The organism is Flavobacterium sp. 21.1 (assembly GCF_057801535.1).
In genome coordinates this window covers 585,680-612,321 of record NZ_JBYNXA010000002.1, presented here as the reverse complement: position 1 = coordinate 612,321, position 26,642 = coordinate 585,680, and the positions used below count along the sequence as shown (strand labels likewise).

General features: G+C 41.0%; 17 protein-coding genes and 1 pseudogene. 12 read left to right on the top strand and 6 right to left on the bottom strand.

The features are described 5' to 3' along the window. Nucleotides 1–115: 115 nt before the first annotated feature. The 4 genes from AC3E9U_RS06065 to AC3E9U_RS06050 all read left to right on the top strand — a co-directional run bounded on the left by AC3E9U_RS06065 (nt 116) and on the right by AC3E9U_RS06050 (nt 14,070). Entirely contained in the window at nt 116–7,507 is a 7,392-nt protein-coding gene (locus AC3E9U_RS06065; protein ID WP_488746008.1) for a DUF8693 domain-containing protein, read from the top strand. Nucleotides 7,508–8,037: 530 nt separating this feature from the next. Further along, nucleotides 8,038–12,306 (top strand): DUF8693 domain-containing protein, encoded by a 4,269-nt coding sequence (locus tag AC3E9U_RS06060; RefSeq protein ID WP_488746007.1) that lies wholly within the window; start codon nt 8,038–8,040, stop codon nt 12,304–12,306. Between the two features lie 102 nt (nt 12,307–12,408). Further along, nucleotides 12,409–13,107 (top strand): carboxylesterase family protein, encoded by a 699-nt coding sequence (locus tag AC3E9U_RS06055; RefSeq protein ID WP_488746006.1) that lies wholly within the window; start codon nt 12,409–12,411, stop codon nt 13,105–13,107. 15 nt (nt 13,108–13,122) lie between these two features. After that, nucleotides 13,123–14,070, top strand: a complete 948-nt coding sequence (locus AC3E9U_RS06050; protein WP_488746005.1) for a tRNA dihydrouridine synthase — start codon at nt 13,123–13,125, stop codon at nt 14,068–14,070. A 107-nt stretch (nt 14,071–14,177) separates the two neighbouring features. Here the strand turns inward: AC3E9U_RS06050 and AC3E9U_RS06045 are convergent, their stop codons facing one another. From AC3E9U_RS06045 to AC3E9U_RS06035, 3 genes are all read right to left on the bottom strand, one after another. Continuing rightward, entirely contained in the window at nt 14,178–14,792 is a 615-nt protein-coding gene (locus AC3E9U_RS06045; protein ID WP_488746004.1) for a TMEM175 family protein, read from the bottom strand. A gap of 183 nt (nt 14,793–14,975) precedes the next feature. Next, nucleotides 14,976–15,437, bottom strand: coding sequence for a hypothetical protein (locus AC3E9U_RS06040; protein ID WP_488746003.1), 462 nt, complete (start codon nt 15,435–15,437; stop codon nt 14,976–14,978). Continuing rightward, the gene (locus tag AC3E9U_RS06035) at nt 15,434–15,940 is read right to left on the bottom strand and encodes a hypothetical protein (protein ID WP_488746002.1); all 507 of its coding nucleotides are present in this window, start codon (nt 15,938–15,940) and stop codon (nt 15,434–15,436) included. The genes AC3E9U_RS06040 and AC3E9U_RS06035 overlap by 4 nt, the downstream gene beginning before the upstream one ends. A 353-nt stretch (nt 15,941–16,293) precedes the next feature. Here AC3E9U_RS06035 and AC3E9U_RS06030 point away from each other — a divergent pair, with 353 nt between their 5' ends. Next, complete coding sequence (locus AC3E9U_RS06030) at nt 16,294–16,896, top strand: hypothetical protein (RefSeq protein ID WP_488746001.1); 603 nt, start codon at nt 16,294–16,296, stop codon at nt 16,894–16,896. A gap of 35 nt (nt 16,897–16,931) precedes the next feature. Here AC3E9U_RS06030 and hisS read toward each other — a convergent pair whose 3' ends face one another. Continuing rightward, the gene (gene hisS, locus AC3E9U_RS06025; RefSeq protein WP_488746000.1) at nt 16,932–18,302 is read right to left on the bottom strand and encodes a histidine--tRNA ligase; all 1,371 of its coding nucleotides are present in this window, start codon (nt 18,300–18,302) and stop codon (nt 16,932–16,934) included. 189 nt (nt 18,303–18,491) lie between these two features. Between hisS and AC3E9U_RS06020 the strand changes: the two genes are divergently transcribed. Continuing rightward, nucleotides 18,492–19,739: an ABC transporter permease gene (locus AC3E9U_RS06020; RefSeq protein ID WP_488745999.1), complete on the top strand. Its 1,248-nt coding sequence runs from the start codon at nt 18,492–18,494 to the stop codon at nt 19,737–19,739. A 107-nt stretch (nt 19,740–19,846) separates the two neighbouring features. Continuing rightward, entirely contained in the window at nt 19,847–20,206 is a 360-nt protein-coding gene (locus AC3E9U_RS06015; protein WP_488745998.1) for a four helix bundle protein, read from the top strand. A 34-nt stretch (nt 20,207–20,240) separates the two neighbouring features. Here AC3E9U_RS06015 and prmC read toward each other — a convergent pair whose 3' ends face one another. Continuing rightward, nucleotides 20,241–21,113: a peptide chain release factor N(5)-glutamine methyltransferase gene (prmC, locus tag AC3E9U_RS06010; RefSeq protein ID WP_488745997.1), complete on the bottom strand. Its 873-nt coding sequence runs from the start codon at nt 21,111–21,113 to the stop codon at nt 20,241–20,243. Between the two features lie 262 nt (nt 21,114–21,375). Here prmC and nirK point away from each other — a divergent pair, with 262 nt between their 5' ends. The 5 genes and pseudogenes from nirK to AC3E9U_RS05985 all read left to right on the top strand — a co-directional run bounded on the left by nirK (nt 21,376) and on the right by AC3E9U_RS05985 (nt 26,062). Further along, the gene (gene nirK / locus AC3E9U_RS06005; protein ID WP_488745996.1) at nt 21,376–22,851 is read left to right on the top strand and encodes a copper-containing nitrite reductase; all 1,476 of its coding nucleotides are present in this window, start codon (nt 21,376–21,378) and stop codon (nt 22,849–22,851) included. Between the two features lie 97 nt (nt 22,852–22,948). Beyond that, a pseudogene (locus tag AC3E9U_RS06000) lies at nt 22,949–23,311 on the top strand (c-type cytochrome); the annotation flags it as partial. A 72-nt stretch (nt 23,312–23,383) separates the two neighbouring features. Continuing rightward, entirely contained in the window at nt 23,384–24,115 is a 732-nt protein-coding gene (locus AC3E9U_RS05995; RefSeq protein ID WP_488746139.1) for a formylglycine-generating enzyme family protein, read from the top strand. 55 nt (nt 24,116–24,170) lie between these two features. Then, on the top strand, nt 24,171–24,776 hold the full coding sequence (locus AC3E9U_RS05990) for an SCO family protein (RefSeq protein ID WP_488745995.1): 606 nt from the start codon (nt 24,171–24,173) through the stop codon (nt 24,774–24,776). 8 nt (nt 24,777–24,784) lie between these two features. Continuing rightward, nucleotides 24,785–26,062 (top strand): alginate export family protein, encoded by a 1,278-nt coding sequence (locus AC3E9U_RS05985; RefSeq protein ID WP_488745994.1) that lies wholly within the window; start codon nt 24,785–24,787, stop codon nt 26,060–26,062. Between the two features lie 115 nt (nt 26,063–26,177). Here AC3E9U_RS05985 and AC3E9U_RS05980 read toward each other — a convergent pair whose 3' ends face one another. Continuing rightward, on the bottom strand, nt 26,178–26,642 hold the full coding sequence (locus AC3E9U_RS05980; protein WP_488745993.1) for a hemerythrin domain-containing protein: 465 nt from the start codon (nt 26,640–26,642) through the stop codon (nt 26,178–26,180).

The following is a 26,642-nucleotide window of genomic DNA, read 5'->3' as shown; positions in this document are numbered from 1 at the left end:
TTTTCAGAATATCAATTTCACTTAATTTTTCAAAGTTCCCTCATTATTTATTCCCCTAAGACTAAGGTTCTCAAGCAACAAATAAACCATTTGTTCAACATAAACCTTGGGGATTATGAAAAAAAGTTACTTTTTGAGAATCGTATTCTTGCTCTTACTCTACACTTCCTATGGAGTGGGCCAGAATTGTACAGCTGGTTATACACTTTCTTCAGACCTTTCGTCAGTATGTTCTGGTGCTCCCGTAGTTATCACCTTGAGTGGTAGCGAATCGGGACAAAACTACCAAATCAGAATAGGAACCACTGTTATCGGTACCGCAGCCGGAACCGATAATCCAATTACCTTTACGGTCAATCCCACGACATCACCGTCAACAACGTATAATGTAGTAGCAATAGGATGTGCCAGCCCTTATGATTCGATTACCATTACAGTAACTCCGTTACCAAATCTTGCGCTGACATCTGCCAATGCGAGCCAGACCCGTTGTCAAAATGTGGCGATTGCAGATATCGACTATAATGTAACCGATGCCACCAGCGCTTCCGCCTCCGGATTACCAAGTGGTGTTACCGGAAATTATGCAGCCGGAGTATTCACTATCAGTGGAACACCGACAGCCGCCGGGACGTTCCCTTTTACAGTAACCACTTCAGGGGGTTGTGCACCAGCTGATTCAGCGACGGGAACAATTACAGTAACTGCGCTGCCAAATCTCGCACTGACTTCCGCCAATGCGACCCAAACCCGTTGCCAAAATGTGGCGATTGCCAACATCACTTATACAGTTACCGATGCGACCAGCGCTTCTGTTTCAGGATTACCAGCTGGCGTTAACGGAAATTATGCCGGTGGGATTTTCACTATCAGTGGAACACCGACAGCCGCTGGGACCTTTCCTTTTACCGTAACCACTTCAGGTGGATGTGCTCCAGTTAATACAGCGACGGGAACAATTACAGTAACTGCGTTGCCAAATCTCGCACTGACTTCCGCCAATGCGACCCAAACCCGTTGCCAAAATGTGGCGATTGCCAACATCACTCATACAGTTACCGATGCGACCAGCGCTTCCGTCTCAGGATTACCAGCTGGCGTTAACGGAAATTACGCCGGTGGGATTTTCACCATCAGTGGAACACCGACAGCCGCTGGGACCTTTCCGTTTACCGTTACAACATCCGGAGGATGTGCTCCTGCCGATACCGCGACCGGTACCATTACAGTAACCCTATTCCCTAGCGCCACTATCAGCTATGCGGGAACACCATTTTGTAAATCGGTTGGAAGTGGACAAAGTGTGACTTTAAGCGGTACAGGAGCCTATACCGGAGGAACATATTCAGCCGCTCCGGCCGGATTGACGATTAACGCTTCTACGGGCGCCATTACGCCAAGCAGCAGTGCGACCGGAACCTATACAATAACTTATACCATACCTGCCAGTGGAGGATGCGCTGCCGTGCCTGTAACTACAAGCGTTACTATCACTGCAGTCCCCTCTGCTACCATCAGCTATGCCGGAACTCCATTCTGTAAATCATTGACCACAGGTCAAAACGTGACACTAATCGGAACGGGAGCTTATACCGGTGGATCTTTTTCAGCACTTGGCGGGTTAACTCTTAATACTTCAACAGGAGAAATTACACCAAGCAGCAGTACTGCAGGAACTTATACAGTAACCTATACCATACCGGCAAGTGGAGGATGTGTTGCAGTACCTGTAACCACAAGCGTCACCATCACAGCCGTGCCGACTGCGACCATCAATTACGCCGGAACTCCGTTTTGTAAATCGATGGGAACTGCCCAAAGTGTTACCTTAAGTGGTACAGGAGCATACACCGGCGGAACTTATTCCGCCTCACCTGCCGGATTAACCATTAACGCTTCTACTGGTGCGATCACGCCAAGCAGCAGTACTGCAGGAACGTATACCGTAACTTATACTATACCTGCTGGTGGAGGATGCGCTGCCGTGCCCGTAACTACGAATGTAACAATCACAGCTATACCGACCGCTACGATAAGCTATATCGGAACTCCGTTCTGTAAATCGTTAGCCACAGGCCAAACTGTAACCCTTATCGGAACGGGAGCTTATACCGGTGGATCTTTTTCAGCACTTGGCGGGTTAACTCTTAATACTTCAACAGGAGAAATTACACCAAGCAGCAGTACTGCAGGAACTTATACAGTAACCTATACCATACCGGCAAGTGGAGGATGTGTTGCAATACCTGTAACCACAAGCGTCACCATCACAGCCGTGCCGACTGCGACCATCAATTACGCCGGAACTCCTTATTGTAAATCGATGGGAACTGCCCAAAGTGTTACCTTAAGTGGCACAGGTGCATACACTGGAGGAACTTATTCCGCGTCACCTGCCGGATTAACCATTAACGCTTCTACCGGTGCTATCACGCCAAGCAGTAGCACCGCAGGAACTTATACAGTAACTTATACAGCACCGGCAAGTGGAGGTTGTGCTGCAGTACCAGTAACCACAAACGTTACGATCACAGCCGTGCCAACCGCAACAATCAGTTATATCGGAACACCGTTCTGTAAATCGTTAGCCACAGGCCAAACTGTAACCCTTAACGGGACTGGAGCTTATACCGGCGGAACTTATACTGCCACTCCGGCGGGACTAACGATCAGCGCAATTAGCGGAGATATTACTCCGAGTACCAGTACGGCAGGAACTTATACTGTAACTTATACCATACCTGCTAGTGGCGGATGTGCTGCTGTTCCGGTAACCACAAGCGTTACCATCACAGCCGTACCAACTGCTACGATCAGTTATGCAGGAACACCATTCTGTAGATCCGTAGCAACTGCACAAAACGTTACAAGATCAGGAACCGGGGCATTTACGGGAGGCATTTATACAGCTTCACCAGCAGGACTTACCATAAATTCTTCGACCGGTGCCATAACCCCAAATACCAGTACTGCAGGCGTTTATACCATAACCTACACTATCCCCGCCAGTGGAGGTTGTGCCGCGATACCTGTTACCGCCAGTGTTACCATCACAGCTGTTCCGACGGCCACGATCACCTATGCAGGGACACCATTTTGTAAATCATTATCAACAGGCCAAAGTGTTACGCTTAACGGAACCGGAGCTTATACCGGGGGAACATTTACAGCACCTGCCGGATTAACAATAAATGCCGCTACAGGGGATATTACACCTAGCAGCAGTACCTCGGGAACTTATACCGTAACTTATACAATACCTGCGAGCGGAGGATGCGCCGCTGTTCCGGTAACCACGAGCGTTACCATCACCGTTGCACCTACGGCTTCGATTAGTTATGCCGGAGCTCCGTACTGTATCTCACTGGCAACTGCGCAAAGCGTTACCAGAACCGGTTCCGGAGCTTATACCGGAGGGGTTTATACCGCTTCACCGGCTGGACTGAACATAAATTCTTCCACTGGTACCATTACGCCAAACACCAGTACTGCGGGAACTTATACTGTAACCTATACTATACCGGCGGGTGGCGGTTGTGCTGCCATACCGGTCACCACAAGTGTAACCATTACCCCTATTCCGACGGCTACCATCAGTTATGCTGGAGCGCCATTCTGTAAATCACTGGCTACTGCCCAAAGCGTAACATTAATCGGGACAGGAGCCTATACTGGTGGAACTTATACTTCCGCTCCGGCAGGTCTGAGCCTTAGTGCCGCGACAGGAGCCATTACGCCAGGTACAAGTACCGCAGGAACCTATACCGTTACCTATACCATACCGGCAAGTGGCGGTTGTGCTGCTGTTCCTGTAACAGCAAGTGTTACTATAACAGCGATACCGACAGTAGCTATCAGTTATGCCGGATCTCCATATTGTACATCTGTTACTGCAGGACAAAATCCAACAATAAGTGGCACTGGAGCTTATACCGGAGGTACTTTCTCAGCAACACCTGCAGGACTATCCATTAATTCCAGTACAGGAGCAATTATACCCAACAGCAGCACGATAGGAACGTACACTGTCACTTATTCGACACTTGTAAGCGGAGGCTGTGCCTCAGTAAACACTACCACTTCAGTTGTTATTGATGTCGATCCAGTTGGAGGAACCATATCGCTATCTAATTCAAGTACTGTCACTTCTGCAACGGAATGTTTTACAGCGTCCGGAACACTATATTTATCAGGAAATGTTGGAACCATTGTAAAATGGCAATATTCTATAACTGCAGGAACTTCCTGGGTAGATATTGCCAATACAACCAACACGCATCCTTATTCAAACATAACTCAAAACACTGTTTTCAGAGCTGTAATCCAAAATTCCGGAGGTTGTGCTGCGTATTCAAGCGGCTGCGTGATATTTGTCATCCCGAATATCAAACCATCACCGGTTACGGCTTCACCTCCAACAATATGTGTAGGACAAAGTTCTGTTCTTTCTTCAGCGAGCACCTATGCCAGTAGTCAAACTGTCGCTACCGGAGGAGATTTTCAAAATGCAAATCCTGGGGGCTGGACGGTCGATAGCTGTACAAATAACTGTCTGAACGCAGGAGCGAGTAATACAAACCCGGGTCCGTGGCAGCTTTCAGCAACAAACGGGGGAACGTATTCCGGAACTTCCTATTCATCGATCGGAAAATTCGCTATTGCAAACGGAAATTTTAATTCCAGTTTGTATACTCCGTCTTTTAATACCTTTGGCTTACCTTCAGCAAGTCTAACTTTTACTCAAGCCTATAATTTAGGTGCCGGAGCAAGTGGAACAGTGGAAATTTCAGCCAATGGAGGTCCGTGGATTGTACTGGCAACGTACACAGGATCATCCGGTGCCGCAAGTTACAGCAATTTCCTTTCTGTAAGTATAAATTTAAATGCCTACATAAATCAGCCTAATTTAAAAATTCGTTTCAATTATCAGGGAACGGCAGGAAGTTCATGGGCAGTAGATAATATTGGAATTCCGGACGCTCCTGTTAATCTGAATACCCAATGGGTGGATGCTACAACCGGAATATTTGTAAGTAACAGTTCCACATTGACCGTTTCTCCAACGGTAACAACAACTTATGCCGTTACATCGTCTTTAGCCGGCTGCAATAGTTTCGGAACCGATGGTACCGCTTATGTTACCATTGTAGTAAACCCAAGACCGACCTCAGTAATATCTGCGAATCAGAACGTTTGTTTGGGTGGAACCGGATCTTTTAGCATTGCCCTTACAGGAACAGCGCCCTGGAGCTTAACTTATTCCGACGGAACAACCTCAACAACCGTAAATAACATTGCAACCAGTCCGTATAACTTCAACATTACCAACATGACAGTCACGAAAACCTATACCGTAACGGCTTTAAGTGACTCGAAATGTACCTCATTGCCAGCAGACAGAACAGGTTCTGCAACGGCTACGGTTTTAAATGGGACTGCAGGACTATGGACAGGACTAATAAGCACCGATTGGTTTGACTGTAAAAACTGGGCCGGCGGATTACCTTCTGCCACCATAGATGCCGTAATCCCGAACGGACCTGCACTAATGCCGGTAATTGATCCCGTGAGTCCATTTGCCGCTGCTTATAGTGGTATTGCCTCCGCAAGAGATGTTATCATTAATACCAGTGCATCGATTACTATGAATGCTAATTCCAATTTACAGGTCAAACGAGATTGGAAAAACAGTGGAAGTTTTGTTCCGGGAACAGGAACCGTAACTTTCAACGGCGCGACCAGTAATCAGGTTCAGTTAATCAATACGGGGATCAAATTGAATGAGACCTTCTACAATCTGACTTTAAACAATTCGGGAGGCGCCTTAGGAATTAATCTTCCGGATGCTTTTGAGTTAACAGTTGCCAATAATCTTGTTTTGACAAGTGGTGATTTACGTCTTACCGGCGAAGCCCAATTGGTTCAAAACGGAACGACTGCAAATCCTTCCGGAGGAACAGGTAGTCTGCTGCGAGATCAACAAGGGACTAAAAGCAGTTTCCATTACAATTATTGGTCTTCTCCTGTAAGTCCTGATAATCTGAACTATACCGTTGGTGGCGTATTAAGAGACGGAACCAATTCTGCTGCATCTCCGTTCGGTCGCGTATCCATTACTTTTGGCGATGGATATGATTTTTCAGACGGTCCGCTTACCAGCCCTGTAAAAATAAGCAATCGTTGGTTATATAAATATACGGCGGTTAGTACAAGTTATTTTTCCTGGCAGGCGATCGGAAGTACTGGAAGCGTTAAAGTTGGCGAAGGATTTACCATGAAAGGAGTCACAGGTCTGGAGCCGAACACGAATTACCAAAACTATACTTTTATCGGAAAACCAAACAACGGAAACATCAACTTAAATATAGCAGTAAACCAACTTTACGTGATTGGAAACCCATATCCTTCTGCATTGGACGCCGATGAATTAATCAGAGACAATATCCTGAACAATGGTAGAGCAGCGTCCAATGTTATTAATGGGGCATTGTATTTTTGGGATCATTTTGACGGCCAATCACATTACCTTGGCGAATATATCGGAGGATATGCAACGTATACCTTAATGGGAGGTGTTGTAGCCATTTCCAACAGCCCTCTGATAAATAACAATAATCAAACAGGAACAAAAATCCCCAAACGTTACATACCGGTCGGACAAGGTTTTGTTGTTCGAACTGATGCGGGAGGGGTAAATGGAGTTACTGACCCAGTAACCGGCGGAACCATCAGCATAAGAAACAGTCAGCGTGCTTTTAAAGTCGAAAGTACTGCCAACTCAGTATTCTTTAAATCCGCAAATGACACTGTAAATGAAGAAACAGACAACAGACAAAAGATCAGATTGAGTATTGAAACAGCATCAGGATTAAGACGCCAGCTTCTGGTAGGTGCTGATACCAATGCGAGCAACCAATTCGATATTGGGTACGATGCCATAATGATGGATGTGAATCGAGACGATATATATTGGTATTTCAGCAATGAAAAATTCGTAGTTCAGGCGGTCAACAATTTCAATATTGACCAAATTATTCCAATCGGAATCAAAATATCTACTGTCGGTCCGGCAAAAATCAAACTTGACGAATTGGAGAATATTCCTGTTTCCACAGAAATCTATCTGTTTGACAGCGTAACCGGACTTTATCATGATCTTAGAAATGGCGACTTCGCCACTCAACTTCCTATAGGCGAATATACGGACCGATTCTCGTTGCGCTTTACTATTGAGACTTTGAGTGCGGATGAAATAAATGCAACTAACGGTATTATGGTTTTTGCCGATTCGAATCACATTCTGAATATCAAAAATAATTTTAAGGATACAAGAATAGAATCTGTTCAACTCTTTAACATCTTAGGGCAATCGATTGCAAAATGGAATGTAAGCAATGAAGATCAGCCAAACATTAAAATTCCTGTTGAACACATCCGCAACGGAACATACATAGTGAAATTGAGAGCATCCAATGGTTTACTCAGTAAAAAATTGATTATCAGATAAAAAAACAGAATCTTTTTTTCTGCCTCTAAAAAGCAAAGTCTTTTTAGAGGCTTTTTTTTATATAATCCTGGTAATTAAAACCTCAATTCAAAATATGAGACGTTTCATAACTTCAAGACACACAAATACATATATTATAACAAATACCTTAAAAAGCCGAAGTATTCTTAAAACATTCAAAAAATTACGCATTGTTTAACAAAATAATCTTTAAAAAAGCAGTTCGTCGATAGTTAAAATCAAGTCATCGAAAAATCTTACGCGTTTTCAATTTTCAAGTTTGAATTATCTAGTTTTAAATCAGTTAATCCAAAAACAAAATTGACTATAAGGTGGTAAAGACTGCTTAAAAGTATGGGTTAATTGCATTTTAATTTGCAATTACTTTTAATAACTGATAAAAATAGATGGTTTTATCCTTAATCAAACCAATATTCAGCACAAGTCTTTATCCAGCCTATTCATCATGAGGTTTTTCAGGATTAACTAAATAACGAAAACAGCATTTAGTTAATTTAAAATATGTGGCAATGAAAAACAACTACCCCTACCTGTTTCTTTTACTCCTATTATCAAACTTTTGTCTCGGACAAGATTGTACTGCTGAAAAAGAAGTATCTGATCCGACTATTTGCACTGGAGACAATGCGACCATAACTCTATTTACAAGCGAAATCGGAGTATCTTATCAACTTAGGGAAGCAGCAACAAACAATGATATTGGTGCAGCTCAAATCGGAGATGGCAACAATTTAGTTTTTACAGTGTCTCCCGGTCCCGGCATCACCACTTATTATATATTGGCTTCTTTTCTTCCAACATCTTGTTCTACTGTCCTTGCAGACCAAAGTATTGTTACCGTGACCTCACTTCCAAACATTGTTTTGAGTTCTGCCAATGCAACGCAGACGCGATGTCAAAACGTGGCTATAACCAATATTACGTATAATGTAACCGATGCCACAAACGCTTCCGTTTCAGGATTACCGACGGGCATTACCGGAAACTTTCTTGGCGGTGTATTCACCATCAGTGGTACTCCGACAGTAGCCGGAACTTTTAACTATACCGTTACCACGTCAGGAGGATGTGCTCCGGCGGCTACCGCAATTGGAACTATTACGGTTAGCACACCTGCGACTGCAACAATAAGTTACACGGGCTCACCATTTTGTAAATCTTTGGGAACAGCTCCAAGTGCAACCCTAAGCGGAACAGGAGCATATACCGGAGGAACCTATTCTGCAGCACCAGCCGGGTTATCAATTAATGCAGCTACGGGCTCTATCACTCCTGGTACCAGTACGGCAGGGACCTACACTATTACTTATACCATACCAGCGAATGGTGGTTGTCCGGCTACACCTGTAACTACAACCGTAACGATCGTGAATGATCCAGTGGGAGGAGCTGTGTCTTTATCAAATTCCAGCATTATTAATTCCAGAACAGAATGCTTTACCGCTTCCGGAACGTTATATTTATCAGGAAGTGTGGGTAACGTTGTAAAATGGCAATACTCAACAACAGCGGGAACTTCGTGGGTTGATATTGCAAATACAATCAGCAACTATACGTACTCCAACATAACTCAGAGCACAGTTTTCAGGGCAGTAATACAAAACGGCGGATGCACCAGTATTTCTAACGGCTGCGTGATTTCCGTTATTCCAAATATTAAACCGACTCCTGTGATCGCAACTCCTTCGACGATATGTGCCGGGGAAAGTTCGGTGCTATCTTCAACAAGTTATTTTGCAACAAGTCAAAATATTGCGAGCGGAGGAACGTTCAACAATTCAAATCCACCGGGATGGACAGTGGACAGTTGCCCAAACAATTGTTTGAGCGCGGGTGGCAGTAATACGGATCCGGGTCCTTGGCAGCTGTCAGCGACCAATGGCGGAAGCTATTCAGGAACAACGTACACATCCGTTGGAAAATTTGCCATAGCTAACGGAAATCTTGATTCACAATTATACACTGCCACATTTGATACTTTTGGCCTTACAACTGCCACTTTAACCTTTACTCAAGCTCATAATTTAGGAGCCGGAGGAACTGCAACTGTCGAAATTTCAGCTAATGGCGGCCCTTGGACAGGATTAGCAACATATACTGGTTCGTCTGGTGTTCCGAGTTATACGAACTTCATTCCAATGACTATAAATCTGAATACCTATATCGGTCAGCCAAATTTAAAAATCCGTTTCAATTATCACGGAACTACAGGAAGTGCATGGGCCGTAGACAACATTGCTATTCCCGATGCTCCTCCAAGTCTCACGACGCAGTGGGTAGATTCAGTTACAGGAGTTGCAGTTACCAGCAGCAGTACCATGACCGTTAGTCCGACGGTAACCACGACATACGCCGTAACTTCCTATCTGAATGGCTGCAACAGTTTTGGAACAGACGGAACTGCTTATGTTACAGTTACCGTAAATCCGAGACCGACCGCAGTAATCAGTCAGAATCAGACGGTGTGTAAAGGAGCAACTGCTACTTTTAGTATTGCATTAACCGGAAACGGACCCTGGAAATTGACCTATACCAACGGATCAGGCTCAACGACGGTAAATAACATCAATACAAACCCTTACGTTTTCAATGTTACTAATATGTTAGTAAATACGACATACTCTATTACGGCGTTGAACGATTCAAAATGTACTGCTCAGGCGTCCGATTTTGCCGGATCAGCAACAGTGACTGTTTTGAACGGAACGGCAGGATTATGGACAGGATTAATAAGCACCGATTGGTTCGACTGTAAAAACTGGGCCGGCGGATTACCAACAGCAACTATCAATGCGCAAATTCCGACAGGAGCAACGAGAATGCCGGTTATCGATCCGCTAAGTCCGTTTGCCGCTGCTTATAGTTATATTGCAACAGCCAGAGATGTCATCATCAGTCCGAGTGCTTCGATTACCATGAATGCCAATTCCAATTTGCAGGTAAAAAGAGATTGGAAGAATAGCGGAAGCTTTATTCCCGGAACCGGAACCGTAACGTTTAATGGAGCAACCAGCAACCAGGTTCAACTGATCAATTCCGGAATAAAACTTAATGAAGGCTTCTATAATCTGACTTTAAACTGCACGGGAGGTGCAAAAGGAATTAATCTTCCGGATGCTTTTGCGTTAACTGTAGCTAACAATCTCGTTTTAACCAGCGGTGATTTACGTCTGACCGGCGAAGCCCAATTGGTTCAAAACGGAACGACTGCAAACCCAGCCGGGGGCACGGGAAGTCTGATTTGTGATCAACAGGGAACCAAAAGCAGTTACCATTACAACTATTGGTCCTCCCCTGTTAGTCCTGACAATCTGAACTACACTATCGGCGGTATTATGAGAGACGGTACCAATTCGCTGGCTTCTCCTTTCAGTCCGGGAACAATAACCTTTGGAGATGGTTATAATTTTTCAGACGGTGCGCTTACAAGTCCTATAAAAATAAGCAAACGTTGGTTATACAAATACACGTTAGTGAGTACAAGTTATTACTCCTGGCAAGCAATCGAGAACACGGGAAGTCTTAAGGTTGGCGAAGGATACACGATGAAAGGCGTTACAGGTTCAGAACCGAATACCAATTATCAAAACTATACTTTTATTGGAAAGCCTAACAACGGAAACATAAATTTAACCATGGCTCCTAATCAGTCTTATCTGTTGGGAAACCCTTATCCGTCTGCTTTAAATGCCGATGAATTTATAAAAGATAATATTTTGGATGGAGGACGCGCCGCTTCTAACGTCTTTAATGGTGCCTTATATTTTTGGGATCACTTTGGCGCCCAAACCCATATTTTAGGTCAATATATCGGAGGATATGCAGTCTATAATTTAATGGGAGGTGTTGTCGGTGCTTCAAGCGATCCGCTGATCAACAACAATAACGCATCAGGTTCAAAAGTTCCGAAACGATACATTCCGGTAGCACAAGGATTTTTTATCCGAACTGATATAGCCGGTGCGACAGGCATGCCTAACCCAATTGCGGGAGGAACCGTAAGATTTAAAAACAGTCAGCGTGCCTTTAAAACGAAATCTGCTGCAAACTCTATTTTCTTTAGAGATGAAAACCCAACTGTAGATTCCGATACGGAAACCAGACAAAAAATCAGACTGCTTTTTGATGCTCCGTCAGGATTACAACGCCAACTTTTAGTGGGCGCCGACGAAAATACTACTAACTTATTTGATATCGGTTATGATGCTCCGATGGTAGACGTGAATCAGGATGATATGTATTGGGATTTCAGCGGTGGCAAATTCGTGATTCAGGGTATCCGGGATTTTGATGTTGCACAAATCATACCTATTGGAGTTACCATTACGAACCGTGGTTTGACTAAAATTAAAATTGATGAACTGGAAAACATTCCGACTACGACAGAAATCTATCTGTTTGATAACCTGACCGGAATTTATCACAATCTCAGAAATGAAGATTTCCAGACAGAACTTGCTGCAGGAGAATACCTGAACCGGTTCTCACTTCGCTTTACTGTCGAAACGCTGGGCACTGACGAGGCTGTTCTGAATAATGGTATAATGGTTTTCGCCGACAGTAATCACATACTGCATATCAAAAACAATATAGTGGACATCCGAGCGGAATCCGTTCAGCTTTACACTATTTTAGGCCAGTCCATTGCGACATGGGATGTTGCAGATGAGGAACAGCAAAAAATCAAGATTCCGGTAGAACACATTCGTACAGGAACATACATTGTAAAAGTGAAAACAGCAAATGGTTCACTCACCAAAAAAATAATCATCCGATAATACTAAAAGCCCCTAAAATTGGGGCTTTTTTTATTTAACAATGTCATCAAAAAGCATTTCAAACAAAAAAAGTACCTTTGTGGCCCATCAAAACTAAAAGCCATGAAATTTCGTTTTTTATCATTTCTGATACTTTTTGCATCATACACCGCTTTTTCTCAATTAAAAACCATTGTCGGAAAAACAGATTATCCGTTTTGGATCCAGGTTCCCGAAGCTGAAAAAACAGAGAAACAGCCTGTATTGATATTTCTTCACGGAAAAAGTCTTTCAGGGACTAATCTTAAACGAGTGAAACGCTATGGTGTTTTGCGCGCTATAGAAAAAGGAAGAACGATTCCGGCTATCGTTGTAGCGCCGCAATTAGCCTCAGGATCCTGGAATCCTGATAAAGTCCTTCAGCTTTTAGAATATGTACAGAAAAATTACAACACTGATTTATCCCGTGTGTATGTTTGCGGAATGAGTTTAGGTTCTTACGGAACTTTGCATTTCGCCGGAAAACATGCCGACAAGATAACTGCAGCCGTAGCCATTTGTGGTGGCGGAAACGTAAAAGACGCCTGTAAACTGGCTACCCTTCCGTTGTGGATTCAGCATGGAGATAAAGATTATATTGTCCGTATGTCGGAATCTAAAAAAATTGTGGATGCGATTAAGAAATGTGATACGGCCGCTGATGTGACATTTACTATTATTCCCAGCGGAAATCACGGTAATGTCGAACGATTGTTCCATGAAGACGCCTTGTATGAGTGGCTTTTTAAACAGAAGAAAGTACAACCTGAAACTAATTTGTAAATACCTCTCAAAACGATGAGTACCACTTTATTATCTTCTCCTTTACAGGGATTTACTGATTTTCGTTTCCGAAATGCTTTTCACAAATATTTTGGAGGTATTGACACTTTCTATTCTCCCTATATAAAACTGAACGGAAAAATGGTCATCAAAGGTTCGTATGAACGTGACATTCTTCCGGAAAACAATACTACGCTTCAGGTTATTCCGCAAATCATCACCAATGATCCGGAGGAGTTTTTGTTTGTGGCCAGGTACGTAAAGCAATTAGGTTATAACGAATTGAACTGGAATTTAGGCTGTCCTTATCCTATGGTTGCAAAGAGCGGAATGGGCTCCGGCTTAATAAAAAATACAGATTGCATCAATACGATTTTAGAACGCGCTCATAACGAAACGGATATTATTGTTTCCATGAAGATGCGTATGGGTTATGAAAACCCTTCCGAAATTCTCGATGTGTTTCCTGTTTTGGAAAAATATCCGATCAAAAATATTGCCATCCATGCCCGAATCGGGAAGCAATTATACAAAGGTGGCGTTGACTTGGATTCCTTTCAGAAATGCCTTGATGTCTCCAAACACAAACTATATTATAACGGCGACATTACATCGGTGGAGAAATTCCGAAGTCTGCAGGAACGATTTCCTTCGATTGACCATTTTATGATTGGAAGAGGTTTGATTGCCGATCCGTTCTTACCGAGTATGATTAAAAACAACACCACAGAATATCCTGAAAACCGATTTGAAATTTTTGAGGAATTTCACGACACGATTTACCGCGACTACGATGCTTACTTACAAGGTCCAACGCCTATCAAAATGAAAATGCTGGGCTTTTGGGAGTATTTTTCCGAATCGTTTTCCAATCCGCAAAAGACTTTCAAAAAGATCAAGAAAGCCGGGAACAGTAAGCATTACGAGGAAGTGGTGAAGGAGATTTTCAAGTCGGAGAAATAAGTAGTGGATTACCCACGCTCCTCAGTTTTTTTATCATTATGCTAAGGTAAAACTTAAAGCCCCGCTTGCTCAAAACCCTTGTTAGCGACTGACATAAGTTACTTGATTTATGATTGACCAATTCGTTTGTTCCCTTTTTCGGGTATGATATGTAATATGAAGGGAATTAAAAATAAATAGAGCGCAATAGAGGTTGCAAAGAATGAAATAAGAATTGTAAGCAGGTAAATGTAAATTGGAAATAAAATTCTGTGCTTTGCATGTGTAAAATGGCTCAGGGTAAAGTGCGGTTTAATATATGTCTTTTTCCAAGCATACCATAACATGAGGTAGTTTGCAGCACTTGAAAGAATTAGGTTGATACTAAGAAAAATGATGCTCAATTTATCATGTCTGTAATTATTAAGAAATCCAATTGAAAACGGTATTATGCAAATGAACATTAGAAATATAATATTTAGCCAACTGCTAATCCTGTCCGTTTTCATTAAGTGATGGTGATGAAAATGAGAACCAATCCAAAGAACTCCCAGCGTAACAAAACCTATAAAGTAAATAAGCAGCTCTTGAAATGTGTGTTCGAAAAAATAATTGTTAAGGGCAATAGAGTTCAACTCCGTTGGAATTTTGACCTCCAAAATTATAATTGTCATAGCTATCGCAAAAACCCCATCTGTCAATGCTTGTATCCGTTTTGTATCTAAATCTGTTTCTATAGACATGCTAATTGAAATTTGAAGTTCGAAAAAGGCTTGCCGTCAACTCATAAACATATAAAATCATAATTTTAAAAGCGGTTCAAAACAGCAACTCCTCATATTCTGTTTTATCACTACGTTGAAGATGTAAAAAGTTTGACTTTAACCCTAAAACCCTATACTCTTAAAAAGGGCTGTCAGTATAAGTTACTTATACCAAAATTCATATTCTTTACCATAGGTAATCCAATCAACACTCTTTTTTATCCCGTTTTTTTCTTCCTCAACTAAAATTAATTTTAGAATGAATCGCGTTACATCACTGCTGGCATATTTCTGAACATTAATTCTGATTTTAGGACTGACTTCAAACTTATCGTTTTTCAGGCTAATTTTTTTCTGGTAACGCGGTGATTTTTGGACGTTCTTGATTTGCTCCGATTTAGATGTTCGGATATCCAGACTTAAATTGCTGATTTTATATTTCACAGCTGGGTTTTCATTTGAAATTTGTACCGTAATCACATCTGATATTTTGACCGACATATCATTTTGATTAATTGGAGCGCCATTCTTCAGAATCACTAATTTCGCCTCCTGAGCCTGAAGCGTACATACGTTTGTAAGTATCAGAAGAAATAGAGCGAAGAATAAATTTAACCTTTTCATTTTTCTATTATTTTATTTAAAGAATTTCTTGAAGCGGAGATTAAATTCAAGAGACCATCTTCAAGATCGGAATTGGAAACGGGAGAACCTTTCTGTTTAAAATTATTGACAAGGTCATAATATTCCTGGGCCTGAGCACTGACCGTAGAATCCTGTACCAATAAAAATTTCCCGAAATACATCTTCTCAAATTCCTTGTAATCCCGGTAAAATGATTTCGTATCTACGCTGTCCTTTTCATAATGGGACAATACAGCGCATTTTTCGGTAAATTCCTGGTAAACAGCAAAGGTTGTATTGTAGGTGCTTTTTCGGATCTCCTTCTCATAATTATTGTTATACTGAACCGCGCCAACAAATACCCCTACCGTCGTCAATGCCGCGGGCACTAATTTTAAATAACCGCCGGACTGGCTTTCTTCACTTGGTTTCTTGATGCTCATATCGTAGAACTTAATTACTGCTAACTGATAAGTAAGAAATTCATCTCTTTTGGTTAACATTTCACTAAAACAAGCCATGTAACATACTAAGCTAAGACATGTAAGAAAAGAAAGCAAATTAAGTGGTTTAACATCATTTATTTTCGTTGTATGGCGCTAAGGAAAGTGAAAACATTCCTTGAGTGGTTGCAGTTTGGTTCTTCACATTTCTGGCAAAAAACATTTTTAAAAAAAGTCACAAGTAAACACCGTCGTACTACAAAGAACATTGATAAATTTCATGTTTCTTGTATATCTTATAATCCCATCAGCAGACCATTCTACCTACAATTGAAATTCTAAATAAAAAAACTAAAAAAGAAGCCTAAATACTGCGATAAAAATTACTTTTGCGCCTTTAAAAACAGCCTAAAATGAAAAAAATCATTACTACCTTACTTTTTGGTCTTACATTACAAACATTCTCCCAAACTACTACTGAGGTAAAAAATGAAAACACAAACACGGCAGAAAACGTTAGTGTAGCAAAATCGTTATTTGGTACTCAGATAGGTTTTGTTGGAACCTGGATTTATAACGAACTGAAACTTTCCGATAAAATAGCATTAAGATCGGAGATTGGATTACTGTTGTATTCGGTGGAAAACAGTAGCACCGATGAATCTGCATCATTCCTAACCCCTGAAATCACTTTGGAACCTCGCTTTTATTATAATATAAACAAGAGGAACCGAAAAGGAAAAGACATCAGCGACAATACCGGAAACTATATTTCGATACGTAATGCTTATTATCCCGATAGTTTTACAGTGGGTAATACAGAAGGATTCAAAGTTGTTCCCGAATTACATATTATGCCAACCTGGGGAATGAAACGGAATTTAGGAAAGCATTTTAACTATGAACTTTCTACTGGTTTGGGATACAGAAAAGTATTTGAAAAAGACGATAGGGTTAACAATAATAATGAAGATTTTGTTTTCGCTATTCAGGCAAGAATCGGATATAAATTTTAAATAAAAAAGGCCATCGTTTCCGACAGCCTTTTCAATTATTTAAGTATTTCTTTCAGTTCTTCCAGAGTCACTTTCTCCTGTTCGCCCAAAGCAAGATCTTTCAGCGCATATTGATTATTTGCCATTTCATCAGCTCCTACGATTACCGCATACGGGATTCCGCGTTTATCGGCATGTTGGAATTGCTTTCCTATTTTGGCATTGTCCGGATACATTTCCACTTTGATGCCTTCTTTTCGCAATTGCGTAATGGCTTTCATCGAATACAAAGCTTCTTCATGTCCGAAGTTTAAGAACAATGCTCTTGATGTTGACGTTACTGTTTCCGGAAATAGGTTCAGTTCTTCCAAAACAAGGTAGATTCTGTCCAAACCAAATGAGATTCCGACACCGCTCATGTTTTTCAAACCGAAGATTCCGGTTAAGTCATCATAACGACCACCACCACCTATAGAACCCATTGCCACACCTTTTGGAGCACTTACTTCAAAAATAGCTCCGGTGTAATAGTTCAGTCCGCGGGCTAAGGTCACATCTAAATCCAATTCGGATTTATCCAGACCTAGTGACATAATAGTATCACAGATAAACTGCAACTCCTCTACTCCCTTCATCCCTTCTGCTGAAGAAGAAAGTAAGGTGGAAAGTTTTTCGATTTTCTCCGAAATGGTTCCGGTGAAGTTAAACAGCGGCTGTACTTTTTCCAACGCGGCTTCTGAAATGCCTTTTTCCAACATTTCTTTCTTCACGCCGTCTTCACCGATTTTGTCTAATTTATCTAATGCTACGGTAAAATCGATTAATTTATCGGAAGCGCCGATTACCTCAGCGATACCTGATAATATTTTTCTGTTGTTGATCTTAATAGTTACGCCTTCTAATCCCAATGCGGAAAACACACTGTCATACAATTGCACCAACTCCACTTCCTGCCATAATGAGGTCGATCCCACTACGTCAGCATCACACTGATAAAACTCTCTGAAACGGCCTTTCTGAGGTCGGTCCGCTCGCCAAACCGGTTGGATCTGGTAGCGCTTGAACGGGAATTCAATTTCATTTTGGTGCTGTACCACGTAACGTGCAAAAGGAACAGTTAAGTCATAACGCAGTGCTTTTTCGGAGATTTGGGAAGTCAGTTTCAAAGTGTTTTTCTCCGCCAAAAAAGTTTCATTTGCTTTCGACAGATAATCACCCGAATTCAAAATTTTGAAGATCAATCGATCGCCTTCCTCACCGTATTTCCCCATTAAGGTTTCCGAGTTTTCGAATGTCGGCGTTTCAATGGGCTGAAATCCGAATTTTTCGAAATTCGTTTTGATTATGGAGAAAATATAGTTGCGTTTCGCGACTTCTGCCGGCGAAAAATCACGGGTTCCTTTTGGTATGCTTGGTTTTTGAGCCATTTTAAAATTTAGAATTTAGGATTTAGGATTCTGAAAAGAGAAAGCTAAATTCTTTCATTATTTATTTTTTGCAAATATCGGACATATTGCGCTTTATTAAAATCAATTTTTACACTTTCTGACTCCTTATTTCTAATTTCTTACTTTCTGAATGTAACAAATCACCTATTTTTATGACAAATTGCTACTATGATTGGAATCGGTCTTTTTAAGGAAAATACGAGAATTGCGCTTGGGGCGATTAGAAGTCAGCTGTTGCGTACCATTTTAACAGTGATGATCATCGCCATCGGTATAACCGCTTTGGTTGGAATCCTTACGGTGGTTTCGGCATTGGAGAATACCATCATGAAGGATTTTGCTTCGATGGGTGCCAATACGTTTTCCATCAGCCAATATGATTTTTCGGAACGCGTGAACCGAAACAACTCGGAACAAAAAATCAATCCGATTATCAGTTATCCACAGGCAAAAGCATTTCAGGACAAATACAATTTTCCTTTTACAACCACTTCCCTATCCTTTACGGCTACATCAAATGCGGAAGTAAAACACGAATCGGAAAAAACCGATCCGGAAATCACCATCGTGGGTGTCGACCAGAATTTCCTTCCGAACAAAGGTCTGGAAGCTACAAAAGGTCGAAATTTTACCGGTTTTGATATTTCCAACAATAATTATGTTTGTGTTTTAGGTTCCGATTTTGAAAAAGGACTTTTTAAAGACATTAATCCGATCGATAAAACCATTTCGGTCCGCGGAGCTAAATTCAAAGTGATTGGCGTGCTGAAAGAAAAAGGTTCCACATTTGGAAACAATCAGGATTTGCGGGTTTTGATTCCGATTCAGATTGCACGTTCCTTATTTTCGGCTCCCAATATCAATTACGATATCAACGTGATGGTGAGCAAAAAAGAAAGTTTACCCCTTGCATCGGACAATGCTACTATTTCCATGCGAAAAATCAGAAAACTGAGTCCGGTTCAGGAAAACAATTTCGGAGTGGAGCGCAGTGACGATTTGATTCAGCGTTTACTTTCGAACACCGAAGTGCTGCGCATCAGTGCTTGGGTTATAGGTATCATCACGGTTTTTGGTTCTTCAATCGCGTTGATGAACATCATGTTGGTTTCCGTTACCGAAAGAACCCGCGAGATTGGAGTTAGAAAATCACTTGGGGCGAAAAAAAGTACAATTGCCTGGCAGTTTTTTACTGAAACTTTAGTGATTGGCCAGATGGGTGGGATCCTTGGAATCATCCTTGGAATTGCCATAGGATTCGGAATTTCCAAAGCCATTGAATTTACGTTTGTTATTCCGTGGATGGCGATTATGGCGGCTTTCATCACCACTTTTATTGTTGCAATCGTTTCCGGATTGTATCCTGCGATTAAGGCTTCGAAACTGGATCCTGTGGAGGCGTTGCGTTACGAGTAAGCGGCAGATGCCAGGTTACAGATGGCAGATTACAGGAAACAGGAAATGCAAGCAGTAAGATTTTTTCAATTGAAAAAATATTTGAATAACATTATTTATACGCCATTATGAGATTTCAGGATTTATTAGCCTATAAAAAGTCTTTTGAATTAGCAATGTCCATTTTTGAAATTACCAAATCATTTCCTTCTGAAGAAAAATATTCCCTAACGGATCAAATCAGACGCTCGTCGCGAAGTGTTTCTGCGAATATTGCCGAAGCCACCCGAAAAAGAAGATATCCGAATCATTTTATTTCGAAACTCACAGACAGTGATGCTGAAAATGCAGAAACACAGGTTTGGTTAGAATACGCCTTAGCCTGCAACTATATTAATTCTGAAACATTTGACAATTTTACATCCAAGAGTCTTGAAGTTGGTAGGCTTGTAAATTATATGATGAGTAATCCTGAAAAATTCAGTTAACTATATATAACTAATTTCTGCTACCTGAATTCTACTATCTGCCATCCGCCATCTGAAAAACCCCTCTTATCATCCTGTCATTGCCATAAATATCTTTACGTAGCTCTATATTTTTAAAACTGTAATTTTCCAGCAGCCAAATCATTTCTCTTCCGAGATACTGATTGATTTCGAAATAAAGTTGTCCGTTTTCAGATAAATTTTGGGTGGCCAATTCGGCAATCTTACGATAAAAAAGTAACGCATCATGATCTTCTACGAACAATGCCAGATGCGGCTCAAAATCCAATACATTCTTTTTGATTTCCTCTTTTTCAAGTATTCTGACATAAGGCGGATTTGACACGATTATATCAAAGGTCTGCAACAAATCATCTGTTTCTAAAATGCTTTGGTGTAAAAAAGTAATTTCGACTTCATTTCTTGCCGCATTCTTCTCTGCCACAGCTATTGCCTGCTCTGAAACATCCATTGCATATACCTTGGTATTCGGAAGGTTTTTCGCTAATGAAATGGCAATGCAACCTGTCCCCGTCCCGATATCCAGAATCTTTATTTCTTTTGAAGAATCACCTTCGGAATTCTCTTTAATTATCCAATCGACCAACTCTTCAGTTTCCTGTCTTGGAATAAGTGTATTCTCGTTGACATAAAATGGCAATCCGTAAAATTCTGTCTCACCTAGAATATACTGTATCGGACGGTGTTCTTTTAACTGCGCCAATACGTTCTGCCATTGGTGGAGCATTTCAGGATTCAATTCGAAAGCAGGATTCAAAGCCAAATCGACACGCTTCATCTTGTGAAAGTCTTCCAATATTATATAGAAGAAACTTTCGGTTTCATATTCATCATACAGCGATGAAAGTTCCTGCATGAAAACGGTACGGTATTTTTTTAGAAGCATACTTATAAAATTCAATTCAAAGATAACTGAAAAAGAAGAGGTTTAAAACTTTTCGACAAGTCAAAAGACCAGGCTAATAATTGTTTCGCTGCCGCAGTATGGGGTTTGGCACTTCTGCTATCCATTATCTGAAAATTTAACAGAGAAGCATTTTTTTTAAATCCTCTCATTTTATTTTTCAAAAGATGACAAATATCACAATAAAAGACCTTTTTGTCCTCTAATTTTACTCAATAAAATAATTCACAAAAAAACCACAATTATGAAAACCAGATTAAAAATTGCTGCCGGTGTTTTAGTGCTATCAGCAATATCAGTAGGCTTGTTTTCTTTTGGAAACGACTCCTCTATTGATCCCACCAAAATTAAGGTTGAAGGCGAAATGGTAGCCGAACTGACAGCCCCACCATTTGTACCTAAACCAATTGGAAACAGAGCTGCTACCAAACTCATCGTAAACATGGAAATTAAAGAACAGGAAGGCGAAATGGCCGATGGTGTTAAATATACCTATTGGACCTTTGGCGGTTCGGTTCCGGGAAGTTTCATCAGAACCCGAATTGGTGATGAAGTACAGTTTCACTTAAAAAACCATCCGGACAACAAATTACCGCACAACATCGATTTACATGCGGTAACAGGCCCTGGAGGAGGTGCCACATCTTCTTTAGTTGCTCCCGGACATGAAAAAGTGTTCAACTTTAAATGTCTGAATCCGGGTCTATATGTATACCACTGCGCTACCGCACCGGTTGGGATGCATATCGCAAACGGAATGTACGGACTGATCTTAGTGGAACCGGAAGGAGGTTTACCTCCGGTAGACAAAGAATACTATGTAATGCAGGGTGATTTCTACACCAAAGGCGCTTATGGCGAGCAAGGTTCGCAACCTTTTGATATGGAAAAAGCCGTAAAGGAACAACCGGATTATGTAGTGTTCAACGGAAAAGTTGGCTCATTGACAGGAGAAAAAGCAATTACTGCTAAAAAAGGTGAAACTGTCCGCATTTTCATGGGCAATGGAGGTCCGAACCTGGTTTCTTCTTTTCACGTAATCGGAGAGATCTTTGACAAAGTTCATATCGAAGGCGGAAATCTGATTAATAAAGAAGTACAAACCACTTTAGTTCCTGCCGGCGGTTCCGCCATCGTTGAATTCAAAGTTGATGTTCCGGGCACATTCATCCTTGTAGACCACTCGATTTTCAGAGCGTTCAACAAAGGCGCGATCGGAATGCTTAAAGTTGAAGGCGAACAGGACAAAACCATCTACTCGGGAACAGTTCAGGAAGGAATCTATTTACCGGAAGGCGGAACCATCCAAAACATGCCAAAAACAAAAGGAGATGCAAAAGCCTACGTACCGAAATCCATTCCGGAGCAGGTACAAGCAGGAAAAGGAATTTACGGCAGAACCTGTTTTGCCTGCCACCAGTCAGAAGGACAGGGAATACCAAATGCCTTCCCTCCTTTGGCTAAATCAGACTTTCTTAATGCGAATCCAAAAAAAGCAATTGATGCAGTCCTACACGGTTTGACCGGAGAAATCACTGTAAACGGTAAAAAATTCAACAGTGTAATGACCAGTCAAAACCTTACGGATGAAGAAATCGCCAATGTTCTGACCTACGTCTATGATAGTTGGGGCAACAACAAAACGAACATAACTGCTCCGATGGTAAAAGCCCAAAGAGGAAAAATCGTCGCAAAAGCAAAAGACGACTTACACGAATAAACAATCAATAATTATTTAAATACTTTTTATCATGAGAAAGATGATTTTAGGAGTTACTGCCACCGCATTAGCAATAGGCTTATATAGTTTTAAAACTCCAGCGAAAACGGAAAAAGTAACCAAAGTTGCTATTAATAACCCAATTAAAGGAAAAGAGGTATTCTCAAAAACCTGCATCGCCTGTCATCAGGCAAACGGACAAGGAGTTCCGAACGCATTCCCTCCGTTGGCCAAATCAGATTATCTGAATAAAGATGTTAATCGCGCCATAAGAACGGTAATTAACGGATTAAGCGGTCCGGTGACGGTAAACGGTAAGAAATTCAACGCGATGATGACGCCACAATCATTATCCGACGAACAGATTGCAGATGTTTTAACCTACGTTTACAGCAGTTGGGGAAATAACGGAACGAAAGTTACCACTGCAATGGTGAAAGCACAAAGAGGAAAAAAATAAATAATTTTCAAAAACACGTTGACCATGAACCTCAAGTATAAAATAGTTTTGATTTTCCATACTGTTTTATTTATGGCAACAGCTCTTAATGCTCAGGAAAAAAGCATGGTTACCATAAACAGGGGAACATATGTTCCCCTTTATGGAACCTCTGACAAGAAACCTGTTGAAGTCAAAACATTCAAAATAGATATTTATCCGATAACCAACGAAGAATATCTGAACTTCCTGAAAAAAAATCCACAATACAGCCGCTCAAAAATCAAAGGTCTTTTTGCTGATAAAAGCTATTTATCGCATTGGACAGGCGACTTTAATTTCGGAACAGAAAAACCCAACTCTCCTGTAACCAATATCTCCTGGTTTGCCGCAAAAAAATACTGCGAATGTCAGGGAAAAAGAATGCCAACAATGGATGAATGGGAATATGTGGCTATGGCGGATGAAAAACGAATTGATGCCAGAACCAAGGAAGAATACAATAAATATATTCTTTCCTGGTATGAAAAGTCAAAAACGTATAACAATGCGATAGGCAAAACATTCAAAAACTATTGGGGAGTTTATGACATGCATGGTTTAGTATGGGAATGGACTTCTGATTTTAACAGCATTTTCCTTTCCGGAGAATCCCGAAAAGATAAGGATTCAGACAAAAACTTATTCTGCGGGAACGGATCTGTGAATGCATCTGATTTGATGAATTACGCTGCTTTTATGCGCTATGCCTTTCGAGGCAGTTTAAAAGCAAGTTATACCACCAGAAATTTAGGGTTCAGATGCGCCAAAGATCTGCCGAAATAAAAAGCACAACTTAGGCTATGTAACTTTTTCTGAAGAAAAATCAAATTTCACATCTATGAAAACTATAGTAATGGGATTATTCGTAATCCTAATGGGCTTGCAGAGCTGCAACTCACAACACAAACACGAGACCGCATCAACAAACACAAAGACTACTATTTCAGAACTATCCATTTATAATCTTCCATCCCAGTGGACTACTCAGGATAACAAAAATATTGAGATGAAAGATTTGAAAGGAAAGGTTCTGGTGATGGTAATGATCTATACCTCTTGTAAATCGGCCTGTCCGAGATTAGTTGCAGACATGCGCCACATTGAAGAACGCATCCCTGAAAACCTTAAGGATAAAGTTCAACTTGTACTGGTAAGTATCGACCCGACCGTAGATACGCCAAAACGTCTTAAAGCATTTTCCATAGAAAACAAAATGGACAATCACCAATGGCTATTCCTTCGCTCTACCGAAGAAAACACACGTGAATTCGCTGCGGTGTTAGCCGTAAACTACAAAAAAATATCACCCATGGATTTCTCTCATTCTAACATAATCAGTGTTTTCAATGCCAATGGTGAATTGGCATATCAACAGGAAGGTTTGGGGGTAAGCTATGACGAAACCGTAAACAAAATTACAGAAGAAGCTGAAAAGCTAAACTAATCCAAACTATGAACTCACTACAAAAAATTGGCTTATCATTGATTTTGATGATAGGCACGGGCGCTCTCGCCCAGGAATTAGATGCAAATCTGCAACTAAGACCACGTTATGAATACCGAAACGGATTCAAGGAACTGATGAAAGACGGTTCGCTTCCGACTTCCTTTGTATCCCAACGATCACGTCTTAACTTTAACTTCAAACAGGACAAACTAAAAGCTAAACTGACCTTTCAGAACATCAGGGTTTGGGGAGACGTGCCCACAACAACGACATCTGATAAAAATGGAATCGCTCTGTTCGAGGCTTGGGCACAATATGATATCAATGAGAAATGGAGCGCAAGACTGGGAAGACAGGTTCTTTCTTATGATAACCAGAGAATCATGGGGGAAATTGATTGGGCGCAGCAAGGTCAAAGCCATGACGCAGCACTTATTTCCTGGAAACAACCGAACCATCAGCTGGATTTAGGGTTTGCTCTGAATTCAGATTCTGAAAAACTGTACCGTGACTTGTACACGATCAGTTACAAGCACATGCAACATGCCTGGTACCACACCAAATTCGACAATCTGGGAATGAGTTTACTTTTCCTAAATGTCGGCATTCAGTATAAAGAAGCGGCAACTAATAATCTGAAAGTGGATAATATGCAGACTTTCGGAACGTATCTGACTTACGCAAAAAACAAATTCGATGCTAATTTGGGACTTTACGCGCAAACCGGAAACGGAAAATTAGTTACTGAAAACACAACGGTAAGTGCTTTTTACGGTGGATTGATGGCAAATTATGCATTCAGCACCAAAGTTAAAGCCGGTCTTGGCTATGAATACCTTTCCGGAAAAGATCAGGATGACACCGACAGTAAAATAAAATCCTTCTTCCCTATTTTCGGAACCAACCATGCGTTCAATGGTTACATGGATTATTTCTACGTAGGCAATTACAGAAACACGGTAGGATTACAGGATCTTTTTGCCAAATTCAGTTATACTAATAATAAATGGCAATTCAACTTAATGCCACACGTATTTATGACAGCAGCCAATGTAATCGATCCCACAGATGTCACCAAAAAAATGGATTCTTATCTTGGCACCGAAGTCGATTTAACGGCTAGTTACAGTCTGCAGAAAGACATCACTATTTCAGGCGGGTATTCGCAAATGTTCGGAACAGAAACCCTGGAAGTTCTCAAAACCGGCAACAAAGGTTATGACAACAACTGGGCATGGGTAATGATTACCATTAATCCGAGAATCTTCACAACAGCAAAATAATTCAATAATTTAATTTCAATAGGTTAATTTCAGTTAGGTTAATTATGGCGAAAAGCCTGTGTTCCGTTAAGGAGACACAGGCTTTTTTAATTTTAGTGTTGTTTAAATAATCCGATTACTTCCAGAAAACGTCTTTTATGTTTTCCACAAAATCGTCTGCATTATGCATTTTTTCGATTCGTTCCATTTGATCTTTTGAAGCATATTCCTGTACTTCAGGAAAAAGGACACGTTCCTCAAATCGGATATGCGCTTCCAGTTCTTCTTCGATTAATCCTAAATTCAATTCAACGTTAATTCGTTGATTAAAAAGACGTCTCAACCTTCTGTGATCCGCAAGGGCTTTTCGTACCAGATCACTATCCTTCTTCAAAATCGGAAAAATATATTCTTCTTCCAATTCAAAATGCGGCAATAAGTACTTGATATAAAACCAGTCCGTATACCGTTTAATTCGTGCCGGATCTACATTTTTATTAAAACCGGATCGTATTTTCCAACAAAGCATTAAGCCATGATGGTGTTCGCGACTCAAGGGACGCAATTCTTTTGTTCTTACTAATGGTGCAGTTTCAATCAT